Genomic DNA, 16,017 nt, shown 5'->3' with positions numbered 1-16,017 from the left:
TGAATATGAAAATATATAAGTGTACAATAATAGTGAGTTTTTTGATACTAGTAGTGAGTCTGGTTGGAGCTATATGGCTACATACAATGTGTGACCAGAATTTTTATTTGCGTGGTTTGAGCGTGGGAACAAATGATTTTTATAGTAATGTGTTGTTGGGAATATTTTCGAGTAGTGTGTTGCTGTGGATAACATCGATAGTTGGATATGTTATTGAAAAAAAGAAAAACTTATCACTTTACAAATTAGAAGTTAAAAAAATGCTATCTAAGTGTTCTAATTTCAAAAAAGAAAATATACAGAAAAGGATTGAAAATCTTCAATTTATGGGGGATTTTGCAACAGCTGGTGGATATGAGATAGACGAACTAGATAAAATATATGGTGAAATTAATTTCTTTTGTCAATTTATGAATTTGAAAACGAAAAAGAGAAAAAATATTGACAATATAAATGATAAAATTCATGAAGTGCAAAACTACTGCAAAGGGAAAATTGATGTTGAAGTAGATGATATGTTGGGGAGCTTGGTGATGACTGCTAATAAAGGTGATATCAAGCAGGCTTATGAAGTGGTAGCGCAAAAAATTATAGAGATAGAAAAAATGATGCAAAATTTTTAATAGAAAATAAATAGAGCTTATATTGAAGGAGGGGAATTAGGATGAATAATAAACAACAAGCTATTGCAGAGATTGAGGATTTCTTACAATCTAATGATGCTGGGCTTTTGATTACTGGGACAAATCAGTATAAAAAACACATACTTATTATGGCTATGCTGAATAAGTACTATAAAAATAAACATATTTTGTTTAGAATTAATGCAATGATGAACATCTCAGACCAAAATTTCACACCGCTTAAAAAGCAACCTAAAGCTGGTGAGAGAGTAAAGCTTGGAAATAATTATTATTACTTTGATGCCTTTACCTCATCTGCTACGTGGAGTAAGACAGTTGGAAATTATGATTTTGCAATAGTTTATCCTATCGACTCTATGTGCAGAGAAAATAAGATGAAAGCTATTGAGGAATTATTTAATTTTAGAGCAATAGGAAAAACTTTTTTCTGTTCTTGGACAGATGTTAAAGATAATGACTATACTATAATTTCTGAATACTACAATAGGCATATTATTTATGATGCTGCTGATGAAGATTTAGCCTACCACAACAGAGTGTTGGAAATAATCGGAGGACAATATCAATGACTAACAAACTAAATGGTCTTACTCTAGACCTTGAACAAACCAACAAAGACAAGCTAAAATCTGTATTTCCAGAATGTTTTGTGGAGGGAACACTTGATATAGACAAACTACTTTCTCTTTGTGGTGCGTACATAGACAATGATTTTGAGAAATATAAATTTGAATGGAAGGGCAAAGCCGATTGTTTGCGATTGGCACAAAAGCGTTCATCAGGCACACTTCGTCCATGCAAAGAAGAAAGTGTGAATTTCGATGAAACAGAAAATCTATACATTGAAGGAGATAACCTTGAGGTTTTGAAGTTGTTGCAAACAGCTTATTATCGCAAGGTGAAAATGATTTATATTGATCCGCCATATAACACAGGGAATGATTTTGTTTATGAAGATGATTTCAAAGATCCAATGGCAAAATATAAAGAGGTGACAAGCCAAACCACAAAATCCAACCCAGAAACAATGGGAAGATACCATACAAATTGGCTGAATATGATGTACCCACGATTACGATTGGCAAGTAATTTGCTTCGTGATGATGGGGTTATTTTTATTAGCATTGATGATAACGAAATAGTGAATATGCGTAGAGTATGTGATGAAGTGTTTGGTGAAGAAAATTTTGTGGGGCAATTTGTTTGGAAAAGCAGACAAATTGTTGATAGTAGAAATAAAACAGCTTTTTCAAGTGACCATGAATATATTTTGGTTTATAGCAAGGTGATTACAAACTTTAAATTGCATGGGAAAGAAATAGATATTACAAAATATTCCAATCCTGATAATGATGTGAAGGGACCTTGGATGAGTAATACAATGCTTGGATTGGCTAATGCGGCACAGCGTCCTAATTTACATTATTCGATTGTTGATCCAGAAACAGGTTTGGAATATCCATGTAATCCTGACACAGGTTGGAGATTTTCAAGGGATACTATGGCAGAAAAAATTAAGCAGGGAAGAATTATATTCCCCAAAAAATTGGATGGTAGACCAAGAGAAAAGAAATATTTATATGAACTTGAAAAATCAACTACAGGAGTCACCTCTGTATTGCCAGAAACAGTGGGATATACTTTAAATGGAACAAAAGAAGTGAGTTTGATTTTTAATGATAAATTTTTTGATTTTCCAAAACCAGTAAGTTTAATGAAATTTTTTATTAATCAGGCAACGGATAATATTAATAATGACATTATCCTCGACTTCTTCTCTGGTTCAGCAACCACTGCCCATGCAGTTATGCGGTTGAATGCAGAAGATGGTGGCAATCGTAAGTTCATCATGGTACAACTTCCAGAAAAGACAGATGAAAAATCAGAAGCCTCTAACGAAGGATACCATAATATCTGTGAGATTGGAAAAGAGCGTATTCGACGTGCTGGGAAGAAGATAAATGCAGAATGGGAAACAAATGCGGAATTAGGAATTAGGAATGCGGAAGGAAATGCGGAACTAAATGCGGAATGGGGAATTAGGAATGCGGAATTGGAAGGAAATGCGGAAATAATTCCGAATTCCGAACTCAGAATTCCGAATTTAAAACTGGATGTTGGATTCAAGGTATTCAAATTGGATACTTCCAACCTTCGTGAATGGGATAGCACCCCGATCGAAAATAATGATATTACGTTATTCAACCAAAGGCTCAATGATATGGTGGATAGCATCAAACCAGATCGTTTGGCAATGGATGTTGTATATGAAATTATGTTGAAAATGGGTGTGCCTTTGGATGTGCCTGTTTCCTATATAGAAGTGAACAAAAAGATTGTATATGTGGTTGGAGATTTGCTTTTGTTGATTTGCTTTGCTGAAAATATCACAGCGGAAGATGTGGAAGCAATGGCAGAATATGCACCAGCGAAAATCATTTGTGCAGAACAAAGTTTTGCCGATGATTCCGCACTGAGCAATGCACATTATATCTTGAAAGATAAGGGTATTGAAATGAAGTTGGTGTAAGGAGGCAGAAAATGAATTTATCACAAAAAGAGATTGAACAATTTTATAAATTATGGTATACACTGGTCTGGAGAATCAATAAAAAACATAAAGTAATTCCGTTTTTTCCAAAGCCTATTTATGAAAACGGACTTATGGTTTCTCAAGAAAAATTTATGGAAGTTCGTGATAAAATGTGGGAAAATCCACAATGGATTGACGAATTTTTGGCTGAATATAATAATGGAGAATTTACAGAAAAAGAACGTGAAATCATTCAATCGTGGCGAGAACATTTTATAAAGGATAGATTTATTATTGTAAAACACTTAAAGAATTATTCTGTATTTATGAGGGCATCAGAAAATCAGGTGATATTGTATGGGGCAATGGGCATTAGCGATTCCTTCCATACTATATGCCGAGGAGAAGCACCACTTTTTGTATCTACTGTATTAATTCCCTTTGGGGATAAGATTATTTATGATACCTTTTTGGTGATGAATAATATTCATTTCGGTACATCTTTACGGAAAGGTATTCTCAATGATTATAGAAAAGCAAAAGCTGATAGAGGAATTATTACATCTATAACAACATAAGAAAAGGTGTTAGAGAATGCGTATCAACAATAATGAATACTTGCAAATTGTGCAATAGTGTCTGCGTAATTGACATGGTCAAATAGTATGGCAACAAGAATATCCGATAAGGAGAATTGACAAATGAAACTACAATTTAAAATCCAGGACTTCCAAACAGATGCAGTCAATTCCGTTTGTGATTTGTTCTTAGGTGCAGAGAAGAAACAAGCAACATTTTCTGTGACTCCAGATTTACAGATGAATTTTTTGCAAAATGAATTTGGTATAGGAAATGCCTTGTTTTTGGACGATGAAACCATAACTGAAAATATGAATCGCATTCAAAAAAGAAATCTATTGCCACTGACAAAGATTGGAAATCAAGGGGATGGCGTTCCTCGTTCTTTTTGTGTGGGTATGGAAACTGGTACTGGAAAAACATATGTGTATACCAAGACCATTTTTGAGATGCACAAAAAATATGGATTTACAAAGTTTATTATTGTAGTACCATCGATTGCCATCCGTGAAGGGGTATATAAATCTTTTGAGATTACAGCAGAGCATTTTGCCAACCAATATGACAATGTTCCAAATCGTTATTTTATTTATAATTCTGCAAAATTATCAGATGTAAGACAGTTTGCAACCAGTGGCAATATTGAAATTATGATTATCAATATTGATGCATTCAAGAAGTCGGAAAATATAATCAATCAAGCACAGGACAAGCTCAATGGAGAAAAGGCTATTCGCTATATCCAAGATACCAACCCAGTTGTCATTATTGATGAGCCACAAAGTGTGGATAATACAGAAAAAGCAAAAGAAGCAATTTCTAGCTTGAACCCTTTGTGTGTACTGCGTTATTCGGCAACACACAAGGAAGAAATCAATTTGCTATACCGCTTGACACCTGTTGATGCGTATCAAAAAGGATTGGTAAAACAGATTGTAGTATCTTCCAATCAAATCGAAAATGATTTCAATAAACCATATATTAAATTGATTTCTGTATCACAAGATGGTGGATTCAAAGCAAAATTGGAAATTGACATCAAAAATAAAGAGAGTATTGTTTCAAGAAAAGTGATTACAGTAAAACCAAATGATGATTTGTTTAAAAAATCTGGCGATAGAGAAATTTATGATGGATATACTATCGCAGGCATTGATTGTACACTGAATTTTGAGAGTGTTGAGTTCTCCAATACGGAAGTTGTTCGGTTGGGAAAAGCCATTGGTGCTATTGATGAAAATATCGTAAAAAAGGCACAAATCAGACGAACCATAGAGGCACATTTGGATAAAGAATTGATGTATACCCATAAAGGAATCAAGGTGCTATCTCTATTTTTCATTGATAAGGTGGATAAATACAGAACAGCAGCAGGCGAAAAAGGTGTTTATGCAGAGATGTTTGAGAGCTGCTACAACGAGCTTTTGCAACTTCCTAAATATGCAGAACTCAAACAAAAATTTGTTGCAGATACAACCACAATCCACAATGGGTATTTCTCACAAGATAAAAAGGGAACATTCAAAGATACTAAGGGTGACACCATTGCAGATTATGATACTTATAATACCATTATGAAAGATAAGGAATGGTTGCTATCCTTTGATTGCCCTTTGCGGTTTATATTTTCTCATTCTGCATTAAAAGAAGGCTGGGATAATCCAAATGTATTCCAAGTTTGTACATTGATTGAGCAAAAGTCTGTTTTTACACAAAGACAAAAAATAGGTCGAGGGCTTAGATTATGTGTAGATCAAGATGGAAATCGTATAGAGGATAAAAATATCAATGTACTTCATGTTATGGCGAATGAAAGTTTTGCAGAATTTGCAGAAAGATTGCAAAAAGAGATGGAAACAGAAACTGGAATTCAATTTGGAGTGCTACAACTAAATGTGTTTAGTGGAATGAAATACGAAGAAAAAGTGGTATCTGAAAAGCAAATGGATAAAGAAACCACAGAAACAGTTGTTACATATATGGTGAACAATGGATTTTTATCTGCTGACTTGAAGCCAACAGAAAAAGCAAAAGATGTTGTGACAAACCAAATACAAAACATTCCTTCACAAATGAAAGTTGCTGTGGAAAGTATTACAAAAGCAGTTGAAGAAGATTCTGCAATTCAAAAAGAAGATATTATAGGCAAGACGTATACAGAAATTGTCACAGTGGAGAAAGAAGTTACCCATGAAGAAGCGGCAGAGTTATTGGAGCATTTTGAAAGCAAGGGGTATATCACAAAAACAGGAAAAATGAAAGATACAATGAAAAATGCCTTAATCAGTGGGACTTTGGATTTGCCACAAAAATTTGAAGCGGCAAGAAATAAATTGGAAATGCAAATTGCCAAAGCAGACAATAAACCACCAATTCGAGATGCGTCTCGTGAAGTGACTGTGAAACTCAATAAGCAAGTTTTGATTTCGCCTGAGTTCAAAGAAATATGGGATAGAATCAAACAAAAAACTGCATATAGAGTTCAAATAGATACAGAACAACTTGTAAAACGTAGTGTAGATGATTTTAAGTTGATGGCGCCAATTCCAAAAGCACGTTTATTGACAAAAAGTGCAGAAATCAATCTTGAGAATGCTGGAGTATCTCATACGGAACGAGGTTTCAAAATGACAGACCTTGATACAAGCTATGATAGACTACCTAATATCATTAGCATTATCAGCGAAGAAACATTGATCAAGCGTGCAACAGTTAGAAGAATCCTTTTGGAAAGCGGTCGAAGTGTGGATTTCTTGGCCAATCCACAAGCATTCTTGGAAAAAGCTCTTGAAATTATAAAACATAATCGACATGAACTTGCAATAGACGGAATTAAGTATGTAAAATTGCAGGGGCAAGAATACTATGCAATGGAAATTTTTGATACAGAGGAATTGTCTGCGAACCTTGATAGAAATGCAGTTGAAGTTGAAAATAGTATGTATAACTATGTGGTTTATGATAGCGCTACGATTGAAAAACCATTTGCAGTTGCTCTGAACGATGATCCAGATGTAAAGCTGTTCTTTAAGATTCCATCTAAGTTTGCAATTGAAACACCAATTGGAACATATAATCCTGATTGGGCTGTTTACATGGATAGAGAAGGTACTGAAAAGTTATATTTCATTATTGAAACAAAGGGTACTGAAAATGTTTGGAATTTAAGAACACCAGAACAGTTGAAAATTCACTGTGGAATAGAACACTTTAAGGCACTTGAAAATGAAGTGGTAATGCAAGTTGCAAAAACATGGGATAAGTTTAAAATTGAGCATTGAGCAACGTGTGAATGGTTAAGAGGTGGAGAATTGGTATGACTCAAAAATCAAGAATACTATGTCTACTAAAATTTCTATATGAAAATTCCGATGAGAAACATCCTATTTCGACAAAACAAATCAAGGAGTATTTGGCAACAGAAGGTTTTGCAGTACATAGGACAACAATCAATTCAGATATTACTCTTATTATTGAAAGCGGAATTGATGTGGTCACTATGCGTTCTTCGCCAAACAAATATTTTATTGCATCAAGAACCTTTGAAATGATGGAATTGAAAATGCTGATTGATGCAGTAACATCATCAAAATTTATTACAGAAAAGAAAACAGCAAACCTAATTGAAAAAATCACCAGACTTTCAAGTAAAACAACTGCATTTGAATTGCAAAAAACATTGGGTGAAAACAAGGTGATAAAGCCAATCAATGAAAAAATTTATTACAATGTTGATGTGATTGTGGAAGCAATGCAAAATGAAAAATGCATTTCATTCCAATATTGGGAATACACAGCAGAAAAGAAACGGATTTTCAAGCATGATGGGTATGTATACCACCTGTGTCCATACACAACTTTCTGGAGGGATGACCATTACTATGTAGTGGGATATTCAAAAAAACATGAGAAAATAACCGTCTTTCGTATTGATAGAATGGGTCATACAAGTCTTACAGAAGATTTATGGATTGCTCCACCAGATGGTTTTGATTCTTCAATTTATGCCAATGAGGTTTTTGAAATGTTCGACGGAGTAGCTGCATCGGTAGAATTGAAATGCGCCAATCATTTGATGAATGTGATTGTAGATAAATTTGGCGAAGATGTGGAAACAGAGGTGTTGGATGACGAGCATTTTAAGGCTGTGGTAAATGTACATTTGAGTCCGAGATTTTATGGTTGGTTGTTTGGTTTCAGTGGACAAATTAGCATTCTATCACCTATCAATGTCAAAAATGAATTTATAGAACTAGCAAAAAAAGTTGTATTATCAGAATAAATCTCGAAGAGTTGTCGGTTAAAACTGACAACTTCTTTTTTTGTCCAATTTCCCATTGAAAATAGAACGTATGTTCTGTTATAATCAAGGTATTCCAAAGAGAAAACTATCATAGAAAGGAGGATTTATGTGAACTTTGGTGTATACCTAAGGGAAAAACGAATTGAAAGAAATTTGACTTTGAGAAAGTTTGCCACACTCATTGATAAAACACCTTCAACTATTTCTGGCATTGAAAATGGAGATAAAACAGCACCATCAGATGAGGTGCTGAAATCTATTTGTACAGTGCTGCAACTTAATTCAGAAGAAGGAAAACTGCTATACGATTTAGCATTAGAAACCAAGACCAACAACACAATCCCAGCAGACATTACAATCAATAAAAGTAACACTGTAAGAATTGCACTTCGGGTGGCAAAAAATCTGGATGCCACAGATGAAGAATGGGAAGATTTTATGAGAAGGCTCCAAGAAAAAATGGATGCAGGGGGCTGTAATTATGAGAGAGTATAAACCACGAGCAATAGAAAGTATTGCCCAAAGAGAGTTATTGCAGTTTGATTCTGAGTTGGTGAATGGTGAACCGAAAGTTGTTCCCATAGAAGAAATGATAGAACTGCATTACGGAATCATTCTTCAGTATAGAAATCTATCGAAAAAAGGTCATATACATGGAATTACTGTTTTCGAAGATAGTATCATTCCAATATACGATGATGCAAACAAGCGTTATGAACCGATTGTTGTAAAGGCTGGAACCATACTCATCGACAAAAGATTGCTGGCAAGTAATAAAAACAATCGACTTCGATTTACACTTGCCCATGAGCTTGCCCACTATATTCTGCATAGTGAATATTATTTAGAAGTACAGGAGTTGGCGAGCAAAATATCAACGGAAAGTGATTTTAGAACAGAGAAAGAAGCGGATGAACTAGGCGCAGCCATTTTGATGCCACAAGGCAGATTAAAAGTTGCAATCAAGAGAAATGTTCATCAAATGGAACGAAAAGAATTGATTTATCATTTATCTCATATTTTTGAGGTATCTACACAAGCGATGGAAATTCGTCTCAAAAAGTTGAGGTTATATATGGAAGAAAGGTGATGCTGTGCAAGGAAAATCATTAGAATTGCAGCTGAATATGAAGGTTGTCCGTTGTCCAAAATGCAGTCATAAATTGTTGGACATTGAGTCGGGTAGCAAGCCATTCAAACCGTGTGCTACAGAAGTAGCAATAAAACTAAAGTGCAATCGATGTGGTGAACTGATACACGTTGTATTGGAAAACACCTAAAAATTAAATACTACTACTTTTAGTACAAGTGTCAATCCGGCAATGTGCCATAGAAAGAGAATCGAAATGATCCTGTGCATTGGAACGAGATAAGGCGTGACAAGTAGCTTTGAAGCTATTTTGTTATGCCTTTTTTTATTGCTCTTGGAATCAAGCCATCATGTTTTGCTTTGAAGCTACGGAATTTGTAGATATCGAGGTGAAACATGATTTTTTTATGCAAAGAGATACATAGGCAACGTGCTCCTCCATTGGTTTTTTATTTTCAAATTTTATGAAAGTAAAGAACGAAAGAATGGAGGAGAAAGTATGAGTTATAAAATAACCAATTTTGCAAAAGTATATCCAACAGCGAGCCCAGAGGTGGTATCAGTTCTGAAACAAAGTGAACGTAAGATGCAAAATCAAAGAAAGTTGAAATTTGGGAAAATTTATATAAATAACGAAGAGGAAGAAGTTCGTTTCATTAAAAGCAGAGAAGATTCGTTGGAACGATTGGGTGAGAATGAAGTTCAGTTTTCTATTGATACAAATGTGGAAGAAGAAGCAATGCGTAATTTGATGATACAAAACTTACGAGAAGCTATGAATCAATTAAATAGTGAAGAGTTGGAATTGATTTATGCATTGTTTTATCAAGGATATACAGAAATGAAGTACGCAAAGAAAATTGGATTATCACAAAAAGGAGTGAACAAAAGAAAGAAGAAAATTTTGGACAAATTGCATAAAAAAATAAAAGTTTGAAAAAAGTGGTTCTTAAAACCCCATCTCGAGGGGGTAAGTAAGTGAAGGGTATTTTTTACACCCTATTGTTCTTTGAAAATTAAATGTCCGAACACCTAAATACTTTAGTTGATGGTCCCAAAAGGAAAAGCAACTTCATCAAATGCGCCAAGACTCACCTGTAGATGTTCTACAAGAATATGTATCAAAAAATATAAGGTGACGAGCGTATCACATTTGGATGAAAAACAAGTGATTGCCACTTGTATTGCAATAATCCCATCAACCTACAATGATACTTCTGTCTCGTCATAACTTCGAGCGGTAACCAATCCGTCGCAAAAAAATGAGGGCAGCTGATGGAGAACCCATTGGGGGTGAGAATCCCATGATGTGGAGTAGCAAACCACAGTTTAGGTAATCGTCGTGTGCACTTCGGATGTAGTGTCAAATAAAGTGCAAAATTTAATGTTAGAAGCCATGAGAATCGGTGGCGTAAAAACCACTGGTTCTTATGTTTGTGATATTAGAGGGATACAAAAAAATTCCAAGAGAAAAACAAAAGAGAGGGGATGTACTTATGGAAGAAAGAACGATTACTCGTGGAGAAATATATTATGCAAATCTGGGTGCTGGTGTTGGTTCGGAACAATTTGGCATCAGACCTGTTTTAATTTTACAGAATAATGTTGGTAACCGATATAGTCCAACTGTTATCGTAGCTCCTGTGACAACGAGGAAGAAGAAAACAATGCCCACTCATGTGCTGGTATCTCCTATACGCAACTTAGAAGCACATTCCAGTGTGTTGTTGGAACAAATTCGTACCATTGATCGTGAGCGATTGCAAGAATATATTTGCACAGTTCCAAAGTATAAGTTGAAACAAATCAACAGGGCATTGGAAATTAGCGTTGGTTTGAATTCTAATTTTCTATAGGAGGGATTTTATGTATATGATAGCTGAAATGGAGGCAATGGCTGAAAAAGTCAAGAAAGAACATGACGTTACCAACAAGGAAAATAAGAATGAAGTGGAATATAAAATGTCTCTCAAAATGCTGAAAATCTTTCTTCGTAGAGGAATTATTGATGATGTGGAATATGCCCAAATCGATGCACTTAACAGAGAAAGTTTTTCTCCACACCTAAAGGAAGTATATGTGTAATACCACTAGCTATTTATAGTGTTATAGAGTATTGTTGCTTGTTGAAAGGAGGAGAAAATATGGAAAAAACAGTGAAAATCATTCCACCAGTAAAAAAGAAAGTTTTACAAGAATTAAAGCCAAAGCTAAAAGTTTGTGCCTATTGCCGTGTCAGTACCGATAGCACAAAACAACACACATCATACATAGCACAAGCCGAGTACTACGAAAGCTATATCAAAGCAAATGACCAATGGGATTTTGTTGGCGTCTATGCGGATGAAAGCAGTGGTACAAAGTTGAAAAATCGTGATGATTTCAATCGCATGATAAAAGATTGTGAAAGGGATAAAATCAATTTGATCATTACCAAATCCATCACAAGATTTGCAAGAAACACCGTAGATTTGATAGATACGGTTAGAAATCTAAAATCAATGGGTGTAGATGTATATTTTGAAAAAGAGAAAATCAACACCATGTCGACACAAAGTGAATTGATGCTCAGTATTTTGAGTTCTATTGCACAAAGTGAATCTGAAAATATTTCTGAAAACTCAAAATGGAGTGTGCAAAAAAGATTTCGAGATGGTACGTTCAGAGTATCGTGTATCGCTTATGGTTATGTGAAAGATCAGGATGGAGAAATTATTATTGATGCAGAAAAGTCCAAAATAGTACGCAGAATATTTGATGAATACCTATCTGGAAAAGGAACATATCTCATAGCAAAAGGATTGATTGCAGATGGGATAGAAACTGCTAGAACGTCTGAACAATGGGGTGACAATGTCATCAAAGTGATTTTACAAAATCCGATTTATCAAGGTGAACTTGTATTGCAAAAAACATACACCGCCGAAGGTGTGCCATTTATTAAAAAGAAAAACAATGGTGAACTTCCTATGTTTAGCATCAAAGATAATCACGAACCTATCGTATCAAAAGAAGAATTCCAAGCTGTGCAAGAGGTTTTCGAGTACAGACGAAAACAAGCTAAAATTGACGATAGTGGTAAAAATCAAAATCTATATGAATTTAGTGGAAATCTTATTTGCAAGCAGTGTGGCAATACATTCCGTAGACAAAAAATCTATATTAGAAAACCATATGAAAAGGTGCAGTGGTGTTGCAAGACACATATATACAATAAGGGTATATGTGATTTGACAGCAGTGCGAGATGATGTAATCAAAAGTGCTTTTTGCACGATGTGGAACAAACTGGTAAGCAATTATGAAGAAATATTGCTACCGTTGCTTGATTCACTTAAACAGCTAAGAATGAGTGAAGAAGAACAAGCACAATTGATAGATTTGAAAAATAAAATATTTGCATTGAACGAGCAGAGCCGTATTCTAAGTAGAGTTGCATCGAAAGGATATATGGACTCTGCTATTTTTATATCTGAACAAACTGCTATCAATGTACAAGTGACAGAATGCAAAAGAGAAATGGATAGAATATCTGACGAGAGTGCTTATGAAAGAGAGATTGCTGGAACACTTAGGATACTGCAAATCATACGATACAATCCACAGGTGCAAATGGAGTATCAAGAAGAAATTTTTAAGGCAGTAGTCGAAAAAGTATATATTGGAAAAGACATTACATTCAAACTCATCAATAGCTTAGAACTAACAGAAGAAATGAGCCCAATAAATAGATGATGAAAAAGGAGGTGGAAAAATGAAAACATATATACCAATCGGTTACAAGATGGAAAATGGGAAACTCATTATAGATGAGGTGAAATCCCAAACAGTAATCAAAATTTTCAATGAATATGTGGCTGGGAAAAGCATACTTGCCTTGTCAAAAGAATTAACAGAAAATCAAGTACCGAATGCAAACGATAAGACAAATTGGGCAAGTATAGCGGTTGGAAGAATATTGGAAAATGTCAAATACTTAGGAGATGAACTGCACCCAAAGTTAATAGAACAAGAAATCTTTGAACAGGCTGCTGCAATCAGAGTAAGAAGAAATAAACAATTAAATAGAGGGATTTTTCGTACAGATTATCAAAAGAAAAATGTTTTTGCAAACAAGATTTATTGTGGAACTTGTGGTGAAGTATATCGAATGTATGTAGAACATAGTGGAAAGTCTTATGAAAAGCGAAGATGGAAATGCAAAAAGTATATCTACAAAAATAGGGTGTTATGTAGAAACTTGTTTTACACCAAGGAAGAACTGATGGAACTATCTATAAACGCAATCAATATGGTGATTACCAAACCGAAACTATTGGATCAAAAGCCTGTACGATATAAATCAAGAAAAAGTGAAGAACTATTGGGAGTGGAAAGACAGATTGAAACACTAAAGGAAAATGAAATGTTTTCGTCAACAGAATTGAAAGAACTCATCTTCAAACGAGCCGTGCTTACTTACAAAGAATCTAAAGTAGATGACTATGAAGTACATACAAAGGTGATCCAAGAGGTGTTGACAGGTGTTGCACCACTTACGGAGTTTGACGAAGAAATCTTTTGTCAAATCATAGAACGAATCACAATCTATGAAGATGGAAACGTACAAATTCGATTTATCAATGGAGTGACAATAACAGAACAATATAAACCAGGAAAGGAAGATGAAAATGGCAGTTGCTAAGAAAACAGTGGCAATCATACCACCACAAATGAAATACGATAAATGCATCAGAATGGAACAGAAGAAATTAAGAGTTGCAGCCTATTGTCGTGTCAGCACACTACTAGAAGAACAAGAAAATAGCTACGAAACCCAAGTGGAACACTTCACCAATAAAATCAATCAAAATCCAAATTGGAAGATGGCTGGAATATTCGCTGACGAGGGCAAGAGTGCCACAGCAACAGCACATCGTGATAGTTTCAATCTGATGATACAAGCTTGTATGAATGGAGAAATCGACATGGTGCTGACGAAGTCGGTATCCAGATTTGCAAGAAATACAGTGGATTGTCTTGAGAATATCAGAAAACTGAAAGAAAAACGAATCCCTATTGTATTTGAAAAAGAGGGAATCAATACGATGGATGGTGCTGGTGAATTGCTGATTACCATTTTATCAAGCCAAGCACAGGAAGAAAGCCGAAACATCAGCGAGAATACAAGATGGGGTGTTGTTAGAAGGTTTGAAAACGGAATCATACAAATCAACCATAACAAATTCTTGGGGTATACCAAAGATGAAAATGGCAATCTGGTGATAGTGCCAGAAGAAGCCAAAATTGTCAGAAGAATATTTCGAGAATACCTTGAGGGAAGAAGTTTATTGAGCATATGTCGTGGACTAGAAGCAGATGGCATCAAAACAGTAACAGGAAAAGAAAAGTGGAATGAAAGTGTAGTTGGGAAAATGCTTAGCAATGAAAAAATGATGGGTGCAGCACTTATGCAAAAGACTTACACTGAAGATTTCCTTACGAAAAAACGAGTGGTGAATGATGGTCATGTGCAACAATATTTTATAGAGCATAACCATGAACCTATCATACCAAAGGAACTGTTCTTCGAAGTACAAGATGAGAAATTAAGACGAGCCAATGCACACAAATCTACTGTCGCAAAAAAGAAAAAGAAACAAGAACAAGTAGAGAGGAGTAGACATAGTTCCAAATTTGTATTAACCAATTTGATGGTGTGCGAATGTGGACATCCATATCGTAGACAAGTATGGTCGAAATATGGTCAGAAGAATGCGGTATGGAGATGTGAAGATAGATTGAAAAATGGCAAGCAATCGAAGTGCCAAACATCGCCTACCATACAAGAAAATGATTTGCATAGAGCGATTATGACTGCCATCAATAAGGTGGTGGAAGATTCAGATGGTATGATTAGTATATTGAGGGAAAATGTCATACGAGTCATTGGAAACTATACGCCAACGGAAACCACTGCAAAATACGATGAACAGATAGCAGAGTTGCAAAAGCAAATGCTTACACTCATAGAAGCAAATGCAAAACAGGGGAGCATCAGCGAAGAATTTGACGAAGCATATAAACACTTATCAGAAGAAATCGAAAATCTGAAACAAGCAAAAGTGGAAGATATCCGAAAGCATAATAAAGCTGAACAGTTTGAGTCTCGCCTAGGTGAGGTGGATAAATTGGTGGGGACCATCAATCCAGAGGTTGTAGAATTCGATGAAGAACTAGTGAAAAGGCTGATACAAGGAATCAAGGTGCATCGAAATATGAAACTGACCATACAGTTCCATTCTGGGATTGTTGTGGAGCAGAAGATTGAGGATAGGGAGTGGTATTAGAATGAGGGAGGAAAAGGTGGAGGAAACTCTGCCTTTTTGTTGTTATAACCATATAATAAACACATTTTCTAAAACTTGACTATTTTAGTTAATTGCTCCGAAATCTCTCGAAAAATTCACACTTTAGTGATATAATAATAATTAATTATGCAGAGGTAGGACAATGGCTGTTACATACAAAAAATTGCTGCATTTATTAATAGATAAAGATATGAGTAGTGCATAATTGTAAAAAAGAGCAGGTTACAGTGTCAATATTTCTACGCGGATTAGGAATTAATGATATATATTTCTTTAGAATTGATAGAGAAAATATGTCGAGTAGTTGATTGTAAGATAGATGATATTGTGGAGATTACCTCTAGCAATGAATAAGAAACGGAGATGGTGACTTAATATGATAGATATTCTTGAAAAAGAAATTAATAATATTTCTGAAGATATTTTTGATATTCTTCTAAAAGATAGAACAACTAAATTATACTAACATATGGTTTAAGCGAAAAAGAAATATCATTCATTGAAGAGAAAATCAAACCG

At 34.9% G+C, this 16,017-nt stretch carries 15 protein-coding genes; all 15 read left to right on the top strand.

The genetic code is table 11. The features are described 5' to 3' along the window. Nucleotides 1-5 precede the first annotated feature (5 nt). Nucleotides 6-623 (top strand): hypothetical protein, encoded by a 618-nt coding sequence (locus MJY40_RS12145; protein WP_317854483.1) that lies wholly within the window; start codon nt 6-8, stop codon nt 621-623. A 41-nt stretch (nt 624-664) separates the two neighbouring features. Then, nucleotides 665-1,213 carry a hypothetical protein gene (locus MJY40_RS12140; RefSeq protein ID WP_317854482.1) on the top strand — a complete coding sequence of 183 codons (549 nt, stop codon included), beginning with the start codon at nt 665-667 and terminating at the stop codon, nt 1,211-1,213. Continuing rightward, on the top strand, nt 1,210-3,174 hold the full coding sequence (locus MJY40_RS12135; RefSeq protein ID WP_317854481.1) for a site-specific DNA-methyltransferase: 1,965 nt from the start codon (nt 1,210-1,212) through the stop codon (nt 3,172-3,174). Before MJY40_RS12140 ends, MJY40_RS12135 begins: the two co-directional genes overlap by 4 nt. 11 nt (nt 3,175-3,185) lie before the next feature. Then, the gene (locus tag MJY40_RS12130; protein WP_317854480.1) at nt 3,186-3,755 is read left to right on the top strand and encodes a hypothetical protein; all 570 of its coding nucleotides are present in this window, start codon (nt 3,186-3,188) and stop codon (nt 3,753-3,755) included. Nucleotides 3,756-3,878: 123 nt separating this feature from the next. Next, nucleotides 3,879-7,037 carry a restriction endonuclease gene (locus tag MJY40_RS12125; RefSeq protein ID WP_317854479.1) on the top strand — a complete coding sequence of 1,053 codons (3,159 nt, stop codon included), beginning with the start codon at nt 3,879-3,881 and terminating at the stop codon, nt 7,035-7,037. Nucleotides 7,038-7,168: 131 nt separating this feature from the next. Then, the gene (locus MJY40_RS12120; protein ID WP_317854478.1) at nt 7,169-8,038 is read left to right on the top strand and encodes a helix-turn-helix transcriptional regulator; all 870 of its coding nucleotides are present in this window, start codon (nt 7,169-7,171) and stop codon (nt 8,036-8,038) included. A gap of 129 nt (nt 8,039-8,167) precedes the next feature. After that, complete coding sequence (locus tag MJY40_RS12115; protein ID WP_317854477.1) at nt 8,168-8,554, top strand: helix-turn-helix domain-containing protein; 387 nt, start codon at nt 8,168-8,170, stop codon at nt 8,552-8,554. Further along, nucleotides 8,541-9,149 carry an ImmA/IrrE family metallo-endopeptidase gene (locus MJY40_RS12110; protein ID WP_317854476.1) on the top strand — a complete coding sequence of 203 codons (609 nt, stop codon included), beginning with the start codon at nt 8,541-8,543 and terminating at the stop codon, nt 9,147-9,149. The genes MJY40_RS12115 and MJY40_RS12110 overlap by 14 nt, the downstream gene beginning before the upstream one ends. 499 nt (nt 9,150-9,648) lie before the next feature. Next, complete coding sequence (locus MJY40_RS12105) at nt 9,649-10,086, top strand: sigma-70 RNA polymerase sigma factor region 4 domain-containing protein (protein WP_317854475.1); 438 nt, start codon at nt 9,649-9,651, stop codon at nt 10,084-10,086. Between the two features lie 559 nt (nt 10,087-10,645). Continuing rightward, a complete protein-coding gene (locus MJY40_RS12100; protein ID WP_317854474.1) occupies nt 10,646-11,005 on the top strand; it encodes a type II toxin-antitoxin system PemK/MazF family toxin in 360 nt (119 codons plus the stop codon). Nucleotides 11,006-11,015: 10 nt separating this feature from the next. Further along, nucleotides 11,016-11,234, top strand: a complete 219-nt coding sequence (locus tag MJY40_RS12095) for an SHOCT domain-containing protein (protein ID WP_317854473.1) — start codon at nt 11,016-11,018, stop codon at nt 11,232-11,234. A 59-nt stretch (nt 11,235-11,293) separates the two neighbouring features. After that, on the top strand, nt 11,294-12,883 hold the full coding sequence (locus MJY40_RS12090) for a recombinase family protein (protein WP_317854472.1): 1,590 nt from the start codon (nt 11,294-11,296) through the stop codon (nt 12,881-12,883). 19 nt (nt 12,884-12,902) lie between these two features. Continuing rightward, nucleotides 12,903-13,832: a recombinase family protein gene (locus tag MJY40_RS12085; RefSeq protein ID WP_317854471.1), complete on the top strand. Its 930-nt coding sequence runs from the start codon at nt 12,903-12,905 to the stop codon at nt 13,830-13,832. Beyond that, a complete protein-coding gene (locus MJY40_RS12080; protein WP_317854470.1) occupies nt 13,813-15,477 on the top strand; it encodes a recombinase family protein in 1,665 nt (554 codons plus the stop codon). The genes MJY40_RS12085 and MJY40_RS12080 overlap by 20 nt, the downstream gene beginning before the upstream one ends. A 279-nt stretch (nt 15,478-15,756) precedes the next feature. Continuing rightward, complete coding sequence (locus tag MJY40_RS15655; RefSeq protein WP_416387487.1) at nt 15,757-15,852, top strand: helix-turn-helix domain-containing protein; 96 nt, start codon at nt 15,757-15,759, stop codon at nt 15,850-15,852. Nucleotides 15,853-16,017: the final 165 nt, after the last annotated feature.

It is taken from the genome of Chakrabartyella piscis (assembly GCA_030067835.1).
In the GTDB taxonomy this organism is placed as follows: Bacteria; Bacillota; Clostridia; order Lachnospirales; family Anaerotignaceae; genus Chakrabartyella; species Chakrabartyella piscis.
The sequence above is the reverse complement of the archived record's forward strand: the minus strand, read 5'-3'. Positions and strand labels throughout refer to the sequence as shown.